The organism is Alteromonas sp. ABV4_515 (assembly GCF_056160345.1).
Map to the genome: position 1 here is coordinate 631,598 of NZ_JBSWWZ010000001.1, position 20,702 is coordinate 652,299.

At 46.6% G+C, this 20,702-nt stretch carries 14 protein-coding genes and 4 pseudogenes; 9 read left to right on the forward strand and 9 right to left on the reverse strand.

The window, feature by feature from the left end:
- Positions 1-35: 35 nt before the first annotated feature.
- The 5 genes from ACXAGX_RS02690 to ACXAGX_RS02710 form a co-directional block, all read right to left on the reverse strand.
- Positions 36-1,880 carry a serine hydrolase gene (locus tag ACXAGX_RS02690; protein ID WP_474836436.1) on the reverse strand — a complete coding sequence of 615 codons (1,845 nt, stop codon included), beginning with the start codon at positions 1,878-1,880 and terminating at the stop codon, positions 36-38.
- A gap of 75 nt (positions 1,881-1,955) precedes the next feature.
- Complete coding sequence (locus tag ACXAGX_RS02695; RefSeq protein ID WP_474818837.1) at positions 1,956-3,188, reverse strand: diguanylate cyclase; 1,233 nt, start codon at positions 3,186-3,188, stop codon at positions 1,956-1,958.
- A gap of 92 nt (positions 3,189-3,280) precedes the next feature.
- The gene (locus tag ACXAGX_RS02700) at positions 3,281-4,339 is read right to left on the reverse strand and encodes a 5'-methylthioadenosine/S-adenosylhomocysteine nucleosidase family protein (RefSeq protein WP_474818836.1); all 1,059 of its coding nucleotides are present in this window, start codon (positions 4,337-4,339) and stop codon (positions 3,281-3,283) included.
- Positions 4,340-4,590: 251 nt separating this feature from the next.
- Positions 4,591-5,418: a DUF4198 domain-containing protein gene (locus tag ACXAGX_RS02705; RefSeq protein WP_474818835.1), complete on the reverse strand. Its 828-nt coding sequence runs from the start codon at positions 5,416-5,418 to the stop codon at positions 4,591-4,593.
- A 2-nt stretch (positions 5,419-5,420) separates the two neighbouring features.
- A complete protein-coding gene (locus ACXAGX_RS02710) occupies positions 5,421-5,960 on the reverse strand; it encodes a DUF2271 domain-containing protein (protein WP_083272858.1) in 540 nt (179 codons plus the stop codon).
- Positions 5,961-6,241: 281 nt separating this feature from the next.
- On the opposite strand from ACXAGX_RS02710, the gene ACXAGX_RS02715 reads away from it, so the two are divergent.
- Positions 6,242-7,126, forward strand: a complete 885-nt coding sequence (locus ACXAGX_RS02715) for a LysR family transcriptional regulator (protein ID WP_474836438.1) — start codon at positions 6,242-6,244, stop codon at positions 7,124-7,126.
- Between the two features lie 66 nt (positions 7,127-7,192).
- On the opposite strand, the gene ACXAGX_RS02720 is transcribed toward ACXAGX_RS02715, so the two are convergent.
- A complete protein-coding gene (locus tag ACXAGX_RS02720) occupies positions 7,193-7,369 on the reverse strand; it encodes a hypothetical protein (protein WP_474818833.1) in 177 nt (58 codons plus the stop codon).
- Positions 7,370-7,691: 322 nt separating this feature from the next.
- Here ACXAGX_RS02720 and gpmA point away from each other — a divergent pair, with 322 nt between their 5' ends.
- Together gpmA and ACXAGX_RS02730 are read left to right on the forward strand one after the other, a co-directional pair.
- A complete protein-coding gene (gene gpmA, locus ACXAGX_RS02725) occupies positions 7,692-8,438 on the forward strand; it encodes a 2,3-diphosphoglycerate-dependent phosphoglycerate mutase (protein ID WP_474818832.1) in 747 nt (248 codons plus the stop codon).
- Between the two features lie 94 nt (positions 8,439-8,532).
- Positions 8,533-9,249 (forward strand): TVP38/TMEM64 family protein, encoded by a 717-nt coding sequence (locus ACXAGX_RS02730; RefSeq protein WP_474818831.1) that lies wholly within the window; start codon positions 8,533-8,535, stop codon positions 9,247-9,249.
- On the opposite strand, the gene ACXAGX_RS02735 is transcribed toward ACXAGX_RS02730, so the two are convergent.
- Both ACXAGX_RS02735 and ACXAGX_RS02740 read right to left on the reverse strand, forming a co-directional pair.
- Positions 9,224-10,783 carry a serine hydrolase domain-containing protein gene (locus ACXAGX_RS02735; protein ID WP_474836440.1) on the reverse strand — a complete coding sequence of 520 codons (1,560 nt, stop codon included), beginning with the start codon at positions 10,781-10,783 and terminating at the stop codon, positions 9,224-9,226. The genes ACXAGX_RS02730 and ACXAGX_RS02735 overlap by 26 nt on opposite strands.
- Positions 10,776-12,686 carry a glycoside hydrolase family 3 protein gene (locus ACXAGX_RS02740; protein WP_474836442.1) on the reverse strand — a complete coding sequence of 637 codons (1,911 nt, stop codon included), beginning with the start codon at positions 12,684-12,686 and terminating at the stop codon, positions 10,776-10,778. Before ACXAGX_RS02740 ends, ACXAGX_RS02735 begins: the two co-directional genes overlap by 8 nt.
- 214 nt (positions 12,687-12,900) lie before the next feature.
- Between ACXAGX_RS02740 and ACXAGX_RS02745 the strand changes: the two genes are divergently transcribed.
- The 6 genes and pseudogenes from ACXAGX_RS02745 to ACXAGX_RS02770 all read left to right on the forward strand — a co-directional run bounded on the left by ACXAGX_RS02745 (position 12,901) and on the right by ACXAGX_RS02770 (position 18,982).
- Positions 12,901-14,100, forward strand: a complete 1,200-nt coding sequence (locus tag ACXAGX_RS02745; protein WP_474836444.1) for an anhydro-N-acetylmuramic acid kinase — start codon at positions 12,901-12,903, stop codon at positions 14,098-14,100.
- A gap of 193 nt (positions 14,101-14,293) precedes the next feature.
- A pseudogene (locus tag ACXAGX_RS02750) lies at positions 14,294-15,070 on the forward strand (PAS domain-containing protein); the annotation flags it as partial.
- A gap of 171 nt (positions 15,071-15,241) precedes the next feature.
- Positions 15,242-15,601 (forward strand): annotated as a pseudogene (locus ACXAGX_RS02755) (methyl-accepting chemotaxis protein); the annotation flags it as partial.
- A 312-nt stretch (positions 15,602-15,913) separates the two neighbouring features.
- Positions 15,914-16,084: pseudogene (locus ACXAGX_RS02760) on the forward strand (transposase family protein); the annotation flags it as partial.
- Between the two features lie 9 nt (positions 16,085-16,093).
- Positions 16,094-16,471: pseudogene (locus tag ACXAGX_RS02765) on the forward strand (ISAs1 family transposase); the annotation flags it as partial.
- A gap of 381 nt (positions 16,472-16,852) precedes the next feature.
- A complete protein-coding gene (locus ACXAGX_RS02770; RefSeq protein ID WP_474836446.1) occupies positions 16,853-18,982 on the forward strand; it encodes a tetratricopeptide repeat protein in 2,130 nt (709 codons plus the stop codon).
- A 513-nt stretch (positions 18,983-19,495) separates the two neighbouring features.
- Here ACXAGX_RS02770 and ACXAGX_RS02775 read toward each other — a convergent pair.
- Complete coding sequence (locus tag ACXAGX_RS02775) at positions 19,496-20,617, reverse strand: S-(hydroxymethyl)glutathione dehydrogenase/class III alcohol dehydrogenase (RefSeq protein WP_474836448.1); 1,122 nt, start codon at positions 20,615-20,617, stop codon at positions 19,496-19,498.
- Between the last annotated feature and the right edge of the window lie 85 nt (positions 20,618-20,702).

The following is a 20,702-nucleotide window of genomic DNA, read 5'->3' on the forward strand; positions in this document are numbered from 1 at the left end:
AGCGACAGATTTTTATGGGCTAATTTATTGCGCTATCAGGTCCAGGGGATGAGTCCGATTACACCATTGATAAACAAATAGATAACCACAACCACCTGTAAAACCAAATAGAAACCAACAAAGCCCCGGAGCCAGCGGGACGTGTCTTTGCCACGATATTTGAACCGCACACCACAGGCATACAGGGTGATAGCAGCAAATACCACAGACATCACGGTGATCCCTATCGACACAAATCCGGGCGCAGAAAGCTGACCAAAAGGGTCGCCTAAACCAACTGCGAGTAACGCCAAGAAAGCCACTGCTGATAGCATAGACAACGACATCCACTTACGAAGCATAATGCCAGCGCGTGCTGTGATTTTGCCTCTGGCCTTGTTGATCAGCCACACCGGCGTGTATACCAGAGAAATCATTAAGCACAGCAACCAAAGCAATAAAACGGCTTTATCGGCAAAAACATCGAACGCGGAGGTTTTCATTAACACCATGTTGCCGTAATGAATGACGTCTCCTGCTTCCGGATCGGTTCCGGCAGTCATTACCACGGCACCTTTGTCGTTCTTCCATAAATTATCACCCACATAAACGGCTTCCCGGTCGAACCCCGGGGTTGCCACGCTGTAAAGAATCGCGCCACTTTCGGTGATATCTATCTTCAAAGGTGAACCAATTCGCTCAAGAAAATATTGTTTCTCAATACGGGGGTTAATAGGGCGATAAAAACCTGATTTTTCCTGCCAATTTGCTGGTACAGGTTGTGATTCTAATTCTGGCAACGGGTAATTTTGGGAAAGAAAATCCGCCAGTTTACGCACCACCTGATAAAAACCTCGCTGATCTTCACTGTTTTGCAATACCACAAATCCGGCGCCGGTTTCGGGCATGTATGCCAGCTCGGAAGACCAGCCAGCTATTGAGCCGTCATGACCACGAAAACGCCAACCGTCGAACGTGGCCGCAAAATTATAAATGCCATAGCCGCCAGAAAACGTACCCACGTTGGTGGTTTCAGACTGTTCCATTCGCTCAACACTTGAGGTGCCTAGCAGCGGTTCACCGCGATTGAGATACACTTGTAGCAAGGTGACCAGGTCTTCAATACTGGCCGATGCGCCGCCTGCAGGGTAAACCAGTATTTGTTGATGAGATACCGCATGGCCGTTGCTGTATCCCGTAACAGAATGCTCATCGTCGGGTTTGTTGTAAGTGGTGTTATTCATGCCCAATGGCTGCCAGATATTGGCTTTGACATAGTCACCAAAGGGCATGCCAGCAGTTTTTTCTACCAGCAGGGCCGCAACAGCTGCAGCACTATTTGAATACGCATGGCGGGTTCCCGGCGGCCATCGTGATACATGGCTGTCTGGGTGGAAATTCAGCGCATCGTCGAGCGGCAGTGCTGGCCGACTATCATGGACAAATTCCATCAGCGACAAATCATCCCACCCCGTTGTACTCTCGAGCAGATGCTTTACTTTGAGGGGGTGACTATCTTCCCAAGGGTTCTCGAACATGAAGTCGGGCAATACATCACGCACATTCGCTTCAGGATCGATGCGGCCTTGCTCAATGAGCTGCATCACCGCAATAGCCACAAACATCTTACTCACAGAAGCGATACGGTACTGAGAAGAAGGTTGCACCGGTTTGCCTGTGGCGTTGTCGGCAATGCCTATCGATTTAATATGCAGTGGCTGATCAGGTTGGATGATGGCGTAAGATATAGAGGGAATATTGCGGGTTTCGAGGAGGGTTGCTATTTCACTATCAAGCTGGCTTAGAGTGTCTGGCGTATCTTCGTTAGCGCTGGCAAGTGGCGTGGAAAGCCAACAAACCAGCGTAAACAAAAGCGCGCCAAAAGGTATTCGATTGCACATAACCATTGTCCTTAATCAATTTTAAATACTTTCCATAGCACCGCGCACTGAATATTGGCTCATAAGCCCGTCGACTCAATCCATCTCTATAACTTGGTCTTTTCCTGAGCGCTTGGCGTTGTACATGCGAGCGTCTGCAATATCAACCAGTTGATCCAGCGTTTCTTGCTCTTCTGAACAAATACCTATACTGCAGGTGAGTTTGAGCCTGTGTTCGGTGAACTCGTGGTTTCTAACCGCCGCAACAAATTTATTAATGTCTTCAATAAACAGGTGATACTGACGCGTTGACATCACGCTAAATTCTTCACCGCCATATCGACCGTAGAGATCATCACCAAAGTAGTCTCCCATCAGGCTGGCAAACTCTTGCAACAGTTGGTCGCCCACCTTATGCCCATAGGTATCATTCACGGATTTAAAGTCGTCAACATCAAGCATGGCCACACTGAGACCCACTTCGCCTTTTGCTTGTCTGAACAGTGCTTCGCCATGTTCAAAAAGGTAGCGGCGGTTATATGTATTGGTTAGGGAATCCAGGCTGGCAGCTTCGCGGATTGTTTCCAGCATTTCCTGAGCTTCGAGGTTTTGTAACACCCGGCAGAAAAACTCTTCGTGATAGAAAGGTTTACTCAGAAAATCATTGGCACCGCTTTTAATAAATTTGGCGGACAACATACTGTTTCCGTTTGCCGATAGGCCAATGAATACGAGATCCTGGAAGGCCCTGTCTTGTCGAACCGCTTTAACCAACTCAAAGCCGTCCATATTGGGCATCATGTAATCTGAAATGACGAGTTTTATGTCAGGGTTCTCGCGCAAGATCTTCAGCGCTTCCACACCATCAAACGCAGACATGACCTGGAAACGGAATTTCCGCAAAAATGCGCATAAGTAGGAATTACTGGTTGTGGAGTCATCCACCACCAGCACTTTGGTAGTGAGATTTTTTCGCAAGCGGTCGATGAGTTTGATTACCTGCATATAGGAATAGCGGGATTCCTTGGTAATGTAATCCAACACACCTTTATCAATGAGTACGTTGCGAAGTGTTTCATCAAAGTTACCGGTGAGCACCGCAGTAGGAACATTGTGAGACAGCATCAGCTCTACAATTTCACCACGTGGTGCGTCTGGCAGATTCAGGTCGACAATGGCCGCGAGGTATTCCTCGTCACTTTCTATCTTCGCCTTTGCTTGCGCATAGTCGGAACACAGCACACTTTGAAAATGAGGATTGTCTTCAACAAGTTTATTCAGAATTTTACGAACAATCTGACTGTCTTCGACAACAAGAATTTTAAACATAGTTACAACCTGAACTTCTGGTCAGACTAGCTTACCTAATAAATTATAATTATGCGCCACCAAAATACCAAAGTTATACGGATGTATAAGGCTTAGCGTGATTTCTCTGCATTTACCAGAGAGTTTAATACCGCAAACAGCACATTTGCACCAACTCGCGACACTTCCTGATCATATAGATGCTCAACGTTTACGCCTTCCTGGCCTCCTGCTAGATCACTAATAGCACGTATTACCACCCAGTCAATATTGTTGATGGTACACACTTGTCCCACCGCAGCCGATTCCATTTCCGTTACTTCGGCATCAAACACTTCTCTGGTCCATTTTCGATATTCCCGATTATCTAAGAATACCGAACCGGTTACCCCGTTGCCGCCCACTGTCAGTTGCGCCTTACGTTCACCTAAGATGCGCTGTTCTGGCATGGTCATCATCGCTTCCCTGGCGGCATCCAGCAGACGTGGTGTTGCAGAAAAATATGCCGTGTCCTGAGGCACTGTCATGCCGTCTTTCACAATGAGCACTTCATCAGGGTGAATAAAGCGGAAGTTTTTATATTTGGGTAAGTGCGGGTCTACACGCCGGCGGGCCTCTTGTTCATCAACAAATTTGGCGTAATACTCTGGCAGAACATAGCTGCCCGGGTTGGCTTTATCAGGATTGGCATAAACACTTTCGTCATGATAGTACCAACGCTCCGGCACAATTACATCGCCCGGTTGCCAGGCAGGGTTCACCGCACCGGCAATCCCCATAAACACAACCTGCTTTACTGGAAAATAATCGATGGCCATTTGCATGGTCAAAGACGCATTAGCGATACTCATGCCGGTAGCAAAAATCAGTATGGGCTCATCGTGATAGCTGCCCATACGATAAGTTACGCCCTTGTATTGCACCACGTCGGTTATTTCTGCCGCCGGGTCGGCTTCAATGCGGCCCAGAATACCTTTCATTTCCGGGCCATAGGCCACAGCAATCGCCGTGAAACCGGCTTGTTCAAACTGTTTAGGTCCAAAACCGATTCCAGCTTCTGCGCTTTCTACGCGGGGAAGTTCAGATTGAAGCGTAGAGGAGCAACCACCAACAAAAAGTAAAACCGTCACTAACAACATGGCGGAGCGGAAAGTAAAACCAGCGCGGAACATGGATGTAAGCCTGAATTGAAGATGATATCTACCTCGCCGTGCTGATACGGCCAGAGCGGCGTTGCCGATGCGTGGTGAGAATCATCAGGAATTAATATTTATGGGTTAAGACTATCACTTTGGGGCGCAAAAGTAGACATATAAGCGCGAGTCGATGCCAGTGAATTAGGGTAAATGTCCGTTACAAATAGAAAAGCCCCGACAGGTTAACTTTCGGGGCTTTAAGCAAGGTGTTTAACCAGGCATTGCGATTACAGAGAAAGTACTTCCATAACCAGTACGAACGCGCCACGACGCTTCTGTGCTGGTGCTTTCGCATTGTCGTCTTCAAACTCTGCTTCCAGCCAGTACATACCCGGCTCGTCAAAGGTCACAGCAATAGCGCCACTGGCGTCGGTAGTCAGTTTCATGGCGTCATCGGTATCACGGTACTTCTCACCGTCTTTAACAATAGTGACGTGGGTGTTTGCTGCTGCTTCACCATCCATCAGGAAGCCCAGGCTGATTTCCTCACCGGTGTACAGGTCGTTTGGATGAGTTTTACCGTCTAACTCAAGACCCTTACCCGACGGTGCAACAGACGCTTCACTTGGCTCACCAGAGGTAACGAAAACATCAATACGGCGCGAAGACTCAACGACCTGCAGGCCATCGGCTTGCTTAGGTACAGCACTGTTAAATTCTGCCAGCGTGCCGGTTTTACCGCGACCAGGCCACATTTGACGCTTGCCGTCGGCATCTTTCCAGAATGCCATCAAAGACTGATTCGCAATCTCAACTTTGTAGGTCCCTTCCTCAGTAAGGTTGATATCGAACACGCTGCGATAATGCAGCTTCTGCGCATTTTGTTTCTCAACGGCTTTGCCAGAAGGGGAAGTAACAGAAATAGCGTCTGTGCCCAGTGCAAAGTGGTCAGGCATAAAGATACCGTTGGCGACAGCGGCATCAAACGTAATCCATTCGTTCTCACCAGATACTACAGTGGTAGAAGGCTTGATCCATGCACGGTGTGCCATGGCTGGCGTTGCGATTAAAGACAAGGCAACAACGCCGGTTCCTAATAGAGTTTTTAATTTCATTTTTACCGTTCCAGGGTTAATTCAATTTTTTCAATTTCACTTTCGCCATCAGCAGATTGATGCTGGGCGGACGTTACAGGCAATGTTACTGGTACACTTACAACTTCACGGCCACCAAGCTCACGGGCTGCTTCTACATTCAGCGTATACTCACCAGCAGGGATATCCGCAAACGTGTTACCGAGATCAATACTGTGTTCACCAGGGCGACGTGTTGCACCGCTCACCCCATCAAGAGGCATATCTGCACTACGACCGCTGCGACGCCACCACAAGCGCAAATCCTTCAGCCACTTCTCACCTTTGGCGTTTTCCATTTCCATGTCGTACCACACGGCGATGTCTTTTACGCGTTTGTTCTTGCCATCAGCCAGCCAGACCGCCACGTAAGGCGCGTGATACTCAGCCACTGACATTCTCGGCAACGTGACTTTGAGTTCATCCGCCTGACTAGCACCGGACATCAGAGCTACGGAAGCCACCGCAAGAGAAAAGAGCGCCTTTCTGGCGACCCCCGTTGGCTTCCGAAAAGTAAATTCCATGAACTAACTCCTATAAAAAATATCTGAACCCGTAGTTGGGTTATTAAATTCATGTTACTGAAAACGTCTTAAAAACTCACAATCCCCAGATAAATCGGGCTTATCAGCCGTTTATCCCATTGCCCCACGAATTGAGCGCTATGGGTTCGACTCTTATTTCTAACCACTCTATTCTGGCAAAGTGTGAACTATCAAGAAATGAGAATTATTTTTATTTAGACTAAACTGACTCGTACGATTTCTCAACTCATTTCTGAGATTTCAAAGGAACAACTCGTTATATGAACACCAAGCTTCTCCGTTCGCTGCAGATTTTTGTTGAAGTTGCTGAAACCAGCAACATGAGTGTTGCAGCCAAAAAACTCCACATGACCGTTTCAGCCATTAGTCAGCAGTTAAGAAAACTGGAACATGAAATTGGCCTTAGCCTGTTTAATCGTAATACCCGCCACATCAGCCTGACTGAAGCCGGTCACATCTATTACAAAACCAGTTTAGAGCTGATCGATGTGGCCGAAAAAGCCCAGCAACAAATGGAACAACTTCAGGAGACGCCGTCTGGAAAACTGAAGATAATTGCTCCTGAAGGGTTTGGTGGTGGTTTGTTAAGTGGTCCGTTACAAGCCCTACTCAATGAATTTCCCAAGATAAAAGTATCGTTGGATCTCACCGATGATCACGTGGATGTCATCGCATCTGGTGCCGATTTGGCTATTTCAGTGGAAGAAGTTCACGATGTGAATTTACATTGTCGTCACTTGGCAACCTGGAATCTGATGCTCTGTGTAGCTGGCGATCATCCCCTCGCGAGTCAGTCAGAACTTACTTCTGAGGCATTATCAGAGTACACCTACATGGCTCATCGCGGCCTGCAAGATACCGTTGAAACGTCAGACGCAATTCGAAATCTGGTGCCGGCCGTACCTCGCATGCTTGTTAATTCTGTGCAGGCACTGGTGCGCCTTACACTTGATGGCGTGGGTTACGCCATTCTGCCAGAACCAGAAATTCGCGAGTATATCGCGTCAGGTAAACTAGTGAATGTGATGCCGGAATGGAAAAAAGCGTCTTACAGCGTATATGCCATTGGCCCTAAACACGACGCTACACCTGTAAAAACTCTGGCTGCAGTGCAAATTCTGCAAGAGGCGTTTGCAGAAATTTAACTGCGAAAGATTTTTTGTCATTCAGGCCGATGCAACCGGCCTGAATGAGCGGTAAACGAGTGCGAATTAATAGCTGGCGTGAGACGTAGAAGAAATCGATTTATTCACCAGTTGTGAACTGCGCGTACCTCGCGCCTTGTAACGATACTGCTTACCAGCACCCTTAATATCAGCCGCGTCGTCAGCGCCTAATTTTATTGCTTTACCGCGTTTTTTTTGAATTTTGATAGAATCAAGACACATTGTCGTTACTCCCTGCACAATTTAAATACCTGCCCGACGTAACCATTCAGGTTTGAATGCGCTCTTCAGACCAGCTAAAAAGTTTCTTTCCCCCTTTGACGAAGCATAAAACACACCAAACCCGGTTTATTCTCTAAATACCGTCTTAAAAAGTGCCTTTATTTCAATAACTAATACCAATAAGTTGTGGTAGCCCGACCAGCTAAACTGGATTTTTAACCGTGAATAAAGGATGATTACTGCAATTTCGATTGTAAATTTGGCATAGCAGTCTGAATGCCTTTACCACTTTCTATCCAACACCAAGTCTTAGGGAACCTATATGTATAAATTGGTACTAATCCGTCACGGCGAAAGTCAGTGGAATCTGGAAAACCGTTTTACCGGCTGGAAAGATGTGGATTTGACAGAAACCGGCGTCGCGCAAGCGAAAAACGCAGGTACACTGATGAAAGATGCTGGCTTCGAGTTTGATATCGCTTATACCTCTGTGTTGTTGCGTGCGATTAAAACCCTGAATCTGGCGCTGGAAGAAATGGGTCAGCATTATCTGCCAGTTGAGCGCCACTGGCGCTTGAACGAGCGTCACTACGGTGCGCTAACTGGCCTTGATAAAGCCGAAACTGCTGCGAAGCACGGTGAAGATCAGGTTAAAATTTGGCGTCGTAGCTTCGACGTACCACCTCCGGCGGTTGAAGAAAGCAGTGAACATTTCCCTGGCCATGACCGTCGTTACAGCCATGTTGATCCTAGCATCCTGCCTCGCGCAGAAAGCCTTGCACTGACCATCGATCGCGTACTGCCTTACTGGCACGATGTGATTCGCCCTTCAATTCAGAGCGGCAAGAAAGTGGTTATTGCTGCTCACGGTAACAGCCTGCGTGCCCTGGTTAAGTATCTGGATGGCATGTCTGAAGAAGAAGTGCTGGAACTGAACATTCCTACTGGTGTTCCACTGGTTTACGAACTGGATGCAGATCTGAAGCCGATTTCAAAAGAATACCTGGGCGACCCGGAAGCCATCAAAGCGATGATGGATGCCGTAGCTAAGCAAGGTAAAGCTAAATAAGCTGGCCTTCTTCTAACATACGCCTGACCTATCAGGCGTATGTTAGTTTCCTTCCTTTCTCTTAAGCGTTATTCAGCCTCCGCGCTTTCAGTCGATGAAAAATAGCAATCTCATTTCTGGCTCCATGCTGAAAAACCTCATAATAAAGTTGATACTACTGTTGTTAGTGCTGTTTGCTGCCAGTGAATTGCTTAGCCAGCTTCCAGCTTTGATCGGCTTTGATCAGGCTTGGATTGATGCGCATGCGCGAAACCAGGGTATCAATGGCGTTGTGCTGTTTCTTGCTCTGGCAACGGGCCTTTTATCGGTAGGTATACCCCGTCAGGTCGTGGCATTTTTAGCTGGATATGCGTTTGGATTCACCGAAGGATTTATCTATGCCACATTAGCAGCGACAACAAGTTGCGCATTGTGCTTTACCGTGTCTCGACTGTGGGCCCGTCGCTGGGTAAACAAGCGTTTCCCAGAAAAAATTACCAAGATTAACGACTTCCTTCTGGAGCGGTGCTTTCTCAAAACCATTGTCATCAGGCTGCTGCCCATTGGTAACAATTTACTGACCAATCTTGCTGCTGGCGTAACTGCCGTGAAACCGCAGTCATTTATCCTTGGTTCGGCCATTGGCTATATTCCGCAAATGATAATTTTCTCATTAATGGGCAAAGGGGTAGTTGTTCAATCTGGCTGGAAAATAGCGCTAAGTGTGATGTTAGTAGGTGCTTCGGCGCTACTCAGTGTGTATCTTTACCACTGCTACAAGCAATCACAAAACCGGGATAATACCGCTACCAAAACCCGTCAAGCGCTCTGAGTAGCGCATTCCAGGCAGGTTTAACAGAAGGGTATGTACCATCGGCAGAGCGTCTATTATGTTGCCGATTGGTCAACATGATCACGATGAGCTGGTCGTCTGGCCTAAACATGATTTCACTGCCGGTAAACCCAGAATGCCCGAAGCTTTCTCGCCCTTCACCATTTTCAAATCGCCAGAACCCCAGCGCCTGATTGGTATCGTAAGGCGTTTGCAAAAACTGATGCAGGGTTTCCGGATCGGCCAGCATGGTGTTGCCGTAACCACCGCCATTTAACAATGTCTGGCAGAAAACAGCCAGGTCCTGCACGGTAGAAAACAATCCCGCATGACCCGCCACACCTTCCAGTCCGTACCAGGCGTTACCATCGTTAACCTCGCCATTAAGCACATCATTACGGTAACCAGGGAACGTATTGGAGAACGGTGGATTATCTAGAATCGGATAAGGCTTACCCGACGAGACCATATGCTGTTCATAACTATTACCTAATGACGTCGCGGCGATATTGCTTCGCCATTCTGGAGGCGGCAGATAGCGGGTGTGATTCATGCCTAGTGGACCAAATACGGTGTTTTGCACATAGTCATCAAGACGGGAGCCCGTTGTATGCTCCACAATTTCACCGAGTAACATAAACCCAATATCAGAATAAGCACGCTTTTCTCCCGGCGAATAGCGCAGAGGTAACGCTGCCAGATAAGCATAAACAGAACTTCGACTGCGCTTTTTATGCAGCCAGGTAGGCTGCCACTCCCACAGGCCCGCTCGATGCGTTAAAAGTTGCTGCAATGTGATTTGCGCTTTATCTGTGCCGGACATGCCGGGTAACAATTCGCCCAGGGTATCGGTGAGTGACAAACTTCGTTTACTCACAAGATGCATTATCGCAGCAGTGGTACTCACCACCTTGGTCACCGAGGCTAAATCGAACACAGTGTCAGCGTGCACCTTACGAGGGGCAGTAAACGGGTAAAGCTCGCCGTCTGTTGCCCCTTGATATTGCGCCATGCCTTGCCCTTCAGCAAAGAGGATTTTTCCGCCCCGGGCCACCAGTAAAGCCGCACCAGGGTACAGACTGGTATTGGGGTCTGTGCCTGAATAGCGACTTATGATTTGCCTGAGTTCACGCTTCTGGGGTTCTGTCAGCGCTGCGTCTTCGCCTGCCATCTCAAGCTGCGGATAATCCACCGCCACGGCAACATCACCCTCAGTGAGCGTGAGCGTAAGCGTGTTTTCTCCGGCGTGCACTGCGGATTTGTCATTTAAGATCAGCGGCTCTTTCGATGTAGGGCTAAGTTCGCCTTGGTAGACAATCTGATGGTTAATTTCAATGATGACCTGACTGTACTGCATGGGAAAAATACGCAGCCGGGCGCGTTCACCCGGCGTAGTAAACACACCGGAAACACGTTGTCCCCGATTTTTTGATTGCAATACCAGTTGGCCCGAGAGCCCATCGGCGAGCACGGGTGTCACGCCGATAAGGGTCGCCAGTGTCAATGTGGCGTAGCGACGAAAGCGCCTAATCATTGGCCCATTCAAATCGCGCGGGATGAGGTGCCGCTTCAGTATGAACAGAGTTTGTCAGCGACACAGGTAATCCACCTGATGGGCTAAGCAGGCCGATTAACACCCTTGCCAGGCTGTCCATCGTGCCGCCGGTAAAGCGGGCATCTTCGTCTTCAGACAGGGCATACACATTCGCATTGTAGGTGGCCAGAACCGCACCAGCACGGGTGTCCAATCGCGCTTTGTCGTAAGGCATTCGCAGGTAAACCAGAATGCTGCGCTTGCCGCTGGCCTGAACCTGATCAAACAAACCCGGTAGCATGGCCTGCGCTTCATCAAACCCCATCAGTTGTTGCTGATTCGCCGCCATATCTTCCATACCACCAAGCTCAACCAGGCTTGGTGTTGGTGTCATACTGCCAACCACCACGCTGTCTACTTGTTGCAGCGCTGATTTCAGTGACGCTGCGTTAATTTGCTGCAAACTCATGCACATAATTTGCTGCTTCGGGCGGTACAACGTGATGTGATACTCAAGGGCACTGCACACATTCATTTCCGGCATCAAAACCAGTACTTTGTCGCTTTCCGGGATAACATAATCCTTCGCCATGCCAGACAAAGCAGCCACTGCGGCATCAGCCAGTTTTTGGGCTTCTTGTTTGTTAGCAGACAAATTCGCGGCCAATTGTTCTGGCGAGGGTGCTGGCCACTTGGCTAACCCAAAGCGCTGCTTCGTGGCGCGGATGCGTTCAGCAGAACGGGCAATTTGCTTCGCGTCGAGCTCACCTTTCTGCACTTTTTTCACTAACGCATCAAGCAGCTTATTGAACCGTTTGATGTCTTGTTTGTTATGCATGGGCAATGGCATAACCACCACATCAGTCCCTGCTGCAAAAGAAGCCGCAACCGCATCGGTCTGGTCGAAAAATTTAGCAATACCCGCCATGTTCATAGCGTCTGACACAATAATGCCATCGAAATTAAGTTCGTCGCGTAGAATGCCGGTAAGGATTTTATGGGATAACGTAGCCGGTTTAATTTGCGGATTGCCATCACGGTCTAGCAGGGTGCTGTCGTCGAGCTGTGGATACTGAATGTGCGCTGTCATCACCATGGCGGGATTGGCTTTGGCGATAATTTGTTTAAACGGATATACATCAACGGCATCGATTACCGCTTTGGTATGGTCGACAACCGGTAAGGCCAGATGACTGTCAGTATGCGTGTCGCCGTGACCAGGGAAATGCTTCAACGTTGCTAGCACACCTTCACCTTGCATGGCCCTCACCTGTGCCTCCCCCATCTCTGCAACGAGTTTTGGGTCCTGACCGAAAGATCGCACATTGATCACTGGGTTTTCGAGATTGGCATTCACATCCACATTGGGCGCGAAATTGGTATTAATCCCTAACGATTTAAGTTCCTGCGCTAAGATCTGTCCACTTTCTGATGCGAACCGGGTACCGTGCTTCGCTTCTGTTGCACCAATCGCCATATTGCCCGCAAAATCGGTGGTGAATACTCTCGGCGTGCGGAACACGCGCCCCCCTTCCTGATCGATAGCGATAAATAAGGGCTGTCCAGCTTTGCTACTGAGTGCCGCTTTCTGCATATCACTTGTAAGGGCCGCAATTTGATTGGGATAGCGCAGATTCTCACTGAACAAAATCACACCACCAAGCCCAGTATCTTCAATTAAATCAGCTAACGACTCTGGCAAAACCGTCATAGGCTCACGGCATTTGTCATTGTCGTCGTGACAAAAATAGCGCATGTCGAGCATGAGCTTTTGAGCAATATTCTGCCGAATTTGTGATTTAGAAAATTCAGCACTCATGGCGAGATTCACCTGCATCGGCACGCCCAGTAATACTATCAGAATACGAAATCCGATACGGCGAAAAACCTTGTTTGACAACATCGTTACTCATTACCTTCTTCTTCTACTGGCGAACCGAAGCCGGTCGCACTTTTATCACGGGTAATCTCACCCTGAATCTTTGTTCACGACTATACACATAGTCTGTGCTAGTTTGGACTTACTAACAGCATTCGAGTTCTGTTTCGCAGTGCGTTGTAGTATCTTGCGCCATTCTACTGCTTTTGCAATACGGATTGCTAACCGGCCAGAGAGCATGAACAAATATATAGAACGCCTTTATAACAGTGGTAACAAATCCAGCCGAAAAATTCTCGGTTTGATGAGTGGAACTTCGTTGGATGGTCTGGATATCGCGCTATGCGACATTCAATACCACGGCCAGCAAACGATAGTGCGGGTAGAGCGCTTCACCACGGTTAACTATGATGTTGAATTCCGTCTTGCCATTCAGCAAGTTTTTGCCCGCCGGGATGTGGATTTACAGGAAGTCACCCTATTGAATGGCTGGGTGGCCGACTGTCACGCCGCGCTTATTAATCAAACCCTGAGCAAATGGCAGGTCGAGCCTGAAACCATTGACTGTATTGCCAGTCATGGTCAAACCATATTCCACTGTCCGAAAGAACAACACGGTTTACCAGACTACGGCAACGGCACCTTGCAAATTGGCGACGGTGACCGCCTTGCCACGGCTACCGGCATAATTACCCTTTCAGATTTTCGTCAAAAGCATATTGCTGCGGGGGGGGAAGGTGCGCCGCTGGCAGTGTATGGCGACTACCTGGTGTTTGGCAGCGAAACCGAAAACCGAGTGTTACTAAATATTGGAGGCATCGCTAATTTCACCTGGTTACCCGCTGGTCAGCAAGCCATGGACGTTTTCAGTACCGACATTGGACCGGGTAATACGATTCTCGATGCTTTTGTGTCGAAACACTTTTCTCATTTGCGCTACGACAAAAACGGCGAAATCGCGAAGCGTGGCACGGTTAACGAAGCTCTGCTGAACGAGTTACTACGCTTCGAATTTTTTGATGCGCCCGTGCCTAAAACGACCGGGCCGGAAGTGTTTAACCTTGAGTATTTGCATCAGTCTCGTTTACACAGCCAAACACTGACACTACCCAAAGAGGATGTTGTGGCTACGCTAACGGCATTCACTGCCAAAGCGATTGCCAATGGCATTGTTGATGCCGTTCAAACGAGTATGGATACCACCGTGTATCTAAGTGGCGGAGGCGTGCATAATCCAATGTTAACCTCGGCAATCCAAGCGGACTTACCAGCCAACATTACGTTGAAAAACCTCGCTGAGCTGGGTATCGACCCTGATGCAAAAGAAGCGCTGTTATTCGCCATACTGGCGAATGAAACGCTTGCTGGGGGCCCTTGCTTCAAAGATAACCGCTACGGCATTCCTGAAACCACGATGGGTAAAATTAGTTTGCCTTAACATTCTGTCCTAACATTTAAGTACAAACTGATTACACCAATTTATTAAAATTTGTCATGACTTCATAAAGTCAGATTTATTTTAGTAATAAATTCAATTGGGTAGACAAACTTTATCCTTTTGACTAACTCACAATTCAAACCAATGAAAGTAGTATGGTTATGATAATTAATAATAAAGCGCGAGACTTCTAATGTTTGCCCTGAAAAAAACCTACGAAAATCATATCGCGAAACTTTCTCAAGATGCGAATCAGTACAAAGCATTCTCAGATACCGTAAAACGTCATAACGCGTATGTTATTTTCACGCCTGATGGTATCGTCACTGAAACCAACGATAAGTTTGCTGCTATCTTCGGCTTCTCTGCCAACGAACTTATTGGTCAGCATCACAGCAGCTTGTGTTTCGACGAATATAAGAATTCTCCTGAATACGCTCAAATGTGGCGCGATTTGCACAGCGGGCGCGCCAGCACTGGTCAGTTTCGTCGTCGCCATCGTAGCGGCACTGCTGTTTGGCTGGAAGCATCGTATGACCCTATCGTTGATGACAACGGGGTCATTACCAGTGTACTGAAAATTTGTGCTGATATTACAAAACAGATTGAAACCGCTGAAGCGAATAAAGCCATTTCCGATGCCCTAGACCGGTCCACGGCTGTTATCGAATTTGAGCCAGACGGCACTATTCTGACAGCAAACAATAACTTCTTATCAACTGTAGGCTATACCCTCGACGAAATCCGCGGCAAGCACCACCGTATGTTCTGCTACGACGACTTCTACATCGACAATCCTAATTTCTGGGATAAACTTGCTAACGGTAAGTTCGAGTCTGGGCAATTCAAACGTAAAAATGCTGCCGGTGAAATGCTATGGCTTGAAGCCACATATAACCCGATTTACTCACCAGATGGCCGGGTAATAAAAATCATCAAGTTTGCTGCTGACATTACCAAACGGGTCAACGAGCAAAACAATATAGCCAGAGCGTCTGAGCATGCTGTGGCTATTTCAGAAGAGACCTCGCAGATTGCATTGCGTGGCACCGAGTCACTGGCGAACTCAGTGAACTTCTTTAACGCCACGTTGCAAGAAGTTGACGACGCCAACGAGTTAATCGAGCGACTCACCACGCAATCGGCCAATATCGAACAGATCGTATCTACCATTCGCGGCATTGCTGATCAGACCAACCTACTCGCACTTAACGCAGCGATTGAAGCGGCCCGAGCGGGCGATCAAGGGCGTGGATTTGCGGTTGTTGCTGACGAGGTTCGCCAGTTAGCAAAACGTACCAGCGACTCCACCATCGAGATTGAAAACGTGGTAGGCGAAAACAAAGGTCTTGCTCAACGCGCCAGAGACAAAATGTCTGAAGTGAAAAATGACGTAGATGCCAATGCAGAACAGATCCAGAGCGTACAAGCCGTGATGGATGAGATATATCAAGGTGCGGTTAGCGTGTCAGAAAACGTTGCCCGCATCATGACCCAGTAAGTCCAATCGACTAGGAGCACGGATGCTCCGCCTTTCATGACCATAACTAAAAGCCCCGATAATTCGGTAATGCCGTTCACTTAAGGTGAGCGGCATTTCTTTTTCTAGCGATTGGATACCGATTCTTCGACGCCTTTAAACACCTTGGATAACTTCTTTCACACCTTCCTTCAAGCTTGAACTGTGCAGCATTTCTTTTGATATCTAGTATAATTCTGGGGACATTTATTGAACAGTTGAGTTAACAGTAGATATTACAACTGGACGAAATATAGTGACTGTGATCTTCTACTTTCTTTTGCGGAGAGAGTCATGGGCACAGGCGCATTTGAACAGCTTTTTAGTGAGTTAGAAGATCCTCGTCAATCAGCTAAGGTGGCGCATTTATTCACTGATATTTTATTCCTTGTTGTGTGTTCTTCCATCGCTGGAGCAAGAGGCTGGGAAGACATCGAAGATTTTGGTGATTTACACTTCAACTGGTTCCGCGAGAAAGGGCTGAAAACGATAGGCGTTACGTTAAGCTATCGGCAGCCCAAAAACGGTAAAGCATCATTGGAATACCGGTACTACATTAGCTCAGCCGCTTTGACTAAAGCCCGCTTCGCCAATGCCGTGCGAAGTCATTGGGCAGTAGAAAACAGTCTTCATTGGGTCCTTGATGTCTCGATGAAAGAAGATGAATGCCAGATATATCGTGGCAATGCCGCCGAAATACTATCAGGGGCACGGAAGCTTGCCTTGAACATGCTTCGAGCAAAGACAACCAGAAAAGTGAGAGTGCCACGGAAACAGAAACGTGCGCACGGTAGCACTGATTATTTGGAAAAGGTTTTAGCGGCGGGGTTGGTAGCGCTGAACGATATTTGAACGTTCATGCTCTCGCCCTGATCACGTAAGCTTAGCTGGTTCGGAAATACGCCTTTTAACAAATGAGCCATTAATATCCAACTTTTTCGTCGAACCTTTTCTTGTTCGTATTTAACTGATTAGACAAAGATTTGTTATTTAGTGAGCTAATTTATCCATATTTAAGGTTAATATTTGTTCAATATGGGGTAGGCTTAAGTTAAATCTAACTTTTATTGACTATATAAAGCGAGACAGTATCAGCACTAGTTAGTGGATCAAATTTCGCAGATAGCATCATTCGTTGACTTTGAATGCTATTTAAAGCGCAGCTCAGTAAAGATATTGGATGCGTAGCTATGCCTATTTGAGGCTATACAATACGGACATTGGAAATTCTATATGCACCAAACTAAAGCACTTCCCCTTTCTAAAATGCTTCTTTGCTTCATCGTTCTGAGTTTCTCTTGCAACATTGCTTTATCTGATGAAAATACAGAGGCTAATAAACTTTACGAGAAAGCGCTCGCCAGTCAAGAAATTCTCAGTGAGTTAGTGTCAAAAGAAAGCCTAACAACCAGTAATTTTAGACAAAAACAAAAGCTGGCGAAAAGAGAAAGAGTGATTCTTCACGAGCTTATCAAGGAACATAAAAGTTCAGAATATTTACCCTATGCAGTGCTGCGTTTTCTTACTTTAAATAGAGAAGAAGGAGTACCAATTTACTGGGGAATAAAAAGTGATGTGAAAAATATAATAAATGACAGGAACAATAAGCACCGAAATACTATGCTAGTTCTTATCAAAAAACTTCAAACAAACAAAAGCTCCAGATTCGATGGTGCTTCCTTGCTTTATTCCATGCCCCCCGTAGATATGTTATCAAACGATAATGCGGCGATAATTGCAGAGAATAAAACAACACAAAGACAAATTACGGCGCGTCACGTAAACACTATAGAAGGCAGCAAACCTCTATATAAGCCCTCTGAAAACGAAAGAAACTCACAAGCATTAACACAAGCACCTAATTCCGAGAGTAGAACATTAAGTCAAAACGAGAAGCCCCAAGAAGCAGCAACACCAAAGATGGAAGACCTTAGTGCGAGCGACTTACTTGATTTAGCGAAGAAGACTCAAGATTGGGAGCAGAAAAGATTAATTTATGAGTACTTTCTTAAGCACTTTCCGAATGAACGACGCGCGCCTGATGTAATGTTTGGACTTGCGGCAATATATACGCAGTTAAAGCAGAACGACAAAGCGCTAGAGGTTATAAGACAATTTGAAGGTAAATATCAATCGCACCCATTAATGGCTATGCTTGGGAATTTAAGGCAAAAACTTATAGAAGATGAATTAAAGATTGATGAAAACGTTATTGAAAGCAAAAATTCTATGAAAACTATAGATGACGTAGCGCTTCAAAGAATAAAACTCATACAAAGGCTTAATTCAAACGAGATATCATCGAAAAAGGAGTATGATAAATTAGTATCTGAGATTGGCTATTTTGCTAAAGACATTATTCCTCCTATTTTAACTAAGCTTAGCGATGAATTGATAACAGACCTTAGTGAAAACTCTGCTATAACAAGCGAATTATTTAACGATTGGTATAACAAAAAAGCGTTTGCACTCCGATTTGAAATAAAGATGTGGCAGCAACTTTATGAACTAGCTTTTTCCAAAGCGAAAGATAACTCCGTACGTGATTATTACGGTGGAGAGAAGAACGAGCTTCGAGAAGATCGCTCCCCCTATAAAAGTGTTTATAGGAACTTATCAGATAAAACCTATTTAATTTTTGAAAGAGCATTCGAGTTACCAAGTGCAACATCGCGCAGTCTTTTGGATTCGTTAGACAAAACGCAAAGCACCCCGAGTTCGCCTACAGTCTCGTCACATAATAGCTTTAAATATCGGTTACTTACGCCAAAAGAATATGTATTTTCCGGTATGGGTGCGCAAGCTGGAGCTGCGGCCTCTGGAGTGTTTGCTAAAGCAGTAGATCTTAAGAAGTTAGAAGTATCAATTCAACGTACGAGAAAGTTGTTGTTCGAATGCTTTCCAGATTGTGCAGACTTGGCAAAATTGAAAAGCCAATTTTCCGGTTTATTAATACAAAAAGATTTTCATTTTCTGTCTGTAAGTGGGCGAGATCGTTCACTCATGAATGTTTACAGCAGAGGTATGTCGGCCGCGCTAGAGGGAATATCTAATGAGTCCGGATTTACAATAATCGATGGAGGTGTTGATTATTTTTGCCAAAATGAATTTCTCATTTGGTCATTAGATTATCAAGATGCTTCTCACGAAATTATGGGCGGACAGCTTGACGATTCACTTAAAGCTCTCGCTGACTTTGCATCAGGAAATATCGGCTCGATTAAATCTTTAGGTCACAAACAAGTAGCGCAGAAACTAGCTGTATTCGATAAAACTTTACCTTCCTATAAAAAATATCAATTCTGTAGAGATGTGTCAGAGTTTGATAACGGTAAAATCTTAAAGCAGCTTGGTCGCTTATAACGGTAAACCTGAGTCAGCCCTTGTTATTAGATATGACATTATTTTTAATGAGTGTTATATGCTTTCAAACAAACGCTTTTTTGGAAGAAACTATATGATAGAAGATAGGTCTGCTACGTTTTTAAGGTAATAAAAAAGCGGCACTTAAGCCTAATGCCGTTCACTTAAGGTGCCGGAAGCAAAAGCTGAATCCTCTGAATTGGATCCGCGCTATTCTCGAAGCTACACAGAACAAAACTACCTATCCTCTGCTCAACAACTTTAAAGCAGCCTGTCATTAGGGTCCTGCTGAGCAGTTACCCAGACAAGACTCAATGATTTCAGGCTCTAATATATCGGCTAAACACCGAAACTCGGTAAGTCGATTGATAGATGTGCGGGCGAGTGCTTCGCTGAGTTCCATAAAAAAACCGATGACCTTACGATCATCGGATTTTGATCCTCTTACGCCAAATGTCAATCGCTTAACTGATCGGCATTACCGATAATTCGGGGCTTTTCATATTCAGCACATTACATGTGGATAACAGAGCGGATACTCTTACCTTCGTGCATGAGGTCGAAGGCTTCGTTAATTTCTTCCAGCGGCATCGTGTGCGTGATGAAGTCAGTCAGCGGGAATTTACCTGCCAGATAGTCTTCAACAATGCCAGGCAGCTCAGAACGGCCTTTTACGCCACCGAACGCAGAACCACGCCATACACGACCGGTTACCAGCTGGAACGGACGGGTAGAGATTTCCTGGCCAGCACCAGCTACGCCGATGATAACCGACTCACCCCAGCCTTTGTGGCAGCATTCCAGTGCAGAACGCATTACATTCACGTTACCGATACACTCGAAGGAGAAATCCACGCCGCCGTCAGTCATTTCAACAATCACTTCCTGGATTGGCTTGTCGTAGTCTTTCGGGTTGATACAGTCTGTGGCACCCAGTTTTTTCGCCAGTTCAAACTTAGACTCGTTCAGGTCGATACCGATGATACGGCCCGCGCCTGCCATAGTCGCACCGATGATTGCAGACAGACCAATACCACCCAGACCAAAGATAGCCACAGTGTCGCCTTTCTGAACCTTTGCCGTTTTGGTTACTGCGCCCATACCGGTGGTAACACCACAACCTAACAGACACACTTCTTCAAGCGGTGCTTCCGGGTTTACTTTTGCCAGTGAAATTTCAGGCAGCACAGTGTACTCAGAAAACGTTGAACAGCCCATGTAGTGATAGATTGGCTTACCGTTACAGGTAAAACGGGTAGTGCCGTCAGGCATCAGACCTTTACCCTGAGTTTCACGTACTGCGCTACACAGGTTAGTTTTACCGGACAGACAGAATTTACACTTGCCACACTCTGCGGTGTAAAGCGGAATAACATGATCGCCCACTTTCAGCGACGTAACGCCTTCGCCCACAGACTCAACAATACCACCACCTTCGTGACCCATAATAGCCGGGAATACACCCTCAGGATCTTCACCTGACAGGGTGAAGGCATCAGTATGACATACGCCGGTCGCCATGATTTTTACACGAACTTCGCCCGCTTTAGGTGGAGCAACCTGAACTTCTTCGATGGACAGTGGCGCTTTCGCTTCCCACGCAACTGCCGCTTTACAGGTAATAACATCTGCCATGAGTGTAATCCTTAATTCTATGTATGTTTTTACTATTCTAACCAGTTACAGTTATGAAACAATACAGGCAAATTGAAAATCACTT

Coding starts and splice junctions, on each gene's coding strand:
- ACXAGX_RS02710 (WP_083272858.1), bottom strand. CDS start 5,960: ATGGAATTTACTTTTCGGAAGCCAACGGGGGTCGCCAGAAAGGCGCTC.
- ACXAGX_RS02720 (WP_474818833.1), bottom strand. CDS start 7,369: ATGTGTCTTGATTCTATCAAAATTCAAAAAAAACGCGGTAAAGCAATA.
- ACXAGX_RS02695 (WP_474818837.1), bottom strand. CDS start 3,188: ATGTTTAAAATTCTTGTTGTCGAAGACAGTCAGATTGTTCGTAAAATT.
- ACXAGX_RS02715 (WP_474836438.1), top strand. CDS start 6,242: ATGAACACCAAGCTTCTCCGTTCGCTGCAGATTTTTGTTGAAGTTGCT.
- ACXAGX_RS02745 (WP_474836444.1), top strand. CDS start 12,901: ATGAACAAATATATAGAACGCCTTTATAACAGTGGTAACAAATCCAGC.
- ACXAGX_RS02735 (WP_474836440.1), bottom strand. CDS start 10,783: ATGATTAGGCGCTTTCGTCGCTACGCCACATTGACACTGGCGACCCTT.
- ACXAGX_RS02770 (WP_474836446.1), top strand. CDS start 16,853: ATGCACCAAACTAAAGCACTTCCCCTTTCTAAAATGCTTCTTTGCTTC.
- ACXAGX_RS02740 (WP_474836442.1), bottom strand. CDS start 12,686: ATGTTGTCAAACAAGGTTTTTCGCCGTATCGGATTTCGTATTCTGATA.
- ACXAGX_RS02690 (WP_474836436.1), bottom strand. CDS start 1,880: ATGTGCAATCGAATACCTTTTGGCGCGCTTTTGTTTACGCTGGTTTGT.
- ACXAGX_RS02705 (WP_474818835.1), bottom strand. CDS start 5,418: ATGAAATTAAAAACTCTATTAGGAACCGGCGTTGTTGCCTTGTCTTTA.
- ACXAGX_RS02700 (WP_474818836.1), bottom strand. CDS start 4,339: ATGTTCCGCGCTGGTTTTACTTTCCGCTCCGCCATGTTGTTAGTGACG.
- ACXAGX_RS02730 (WP_474818831.1), top strand. CDS start 8,533: ATGAAAAATAGCAATCTCATTTCTGGCTCCATGCTGAAAAACCTCATA.
- ACXAGX_RS02775 (WP_474836448.1), bottom strand. CDS start 20,617: ATGGCAGATGTTATTACCTGTAAAGCGGCAGTTGCGTGGGAAGCGAAA.
- gpmA (WP_474818832.1), top strand. CDS start 7,692: ATGTATAAATTGGTACTAATCCGTCACGGCGAAAGTCAGTGGAATCTG.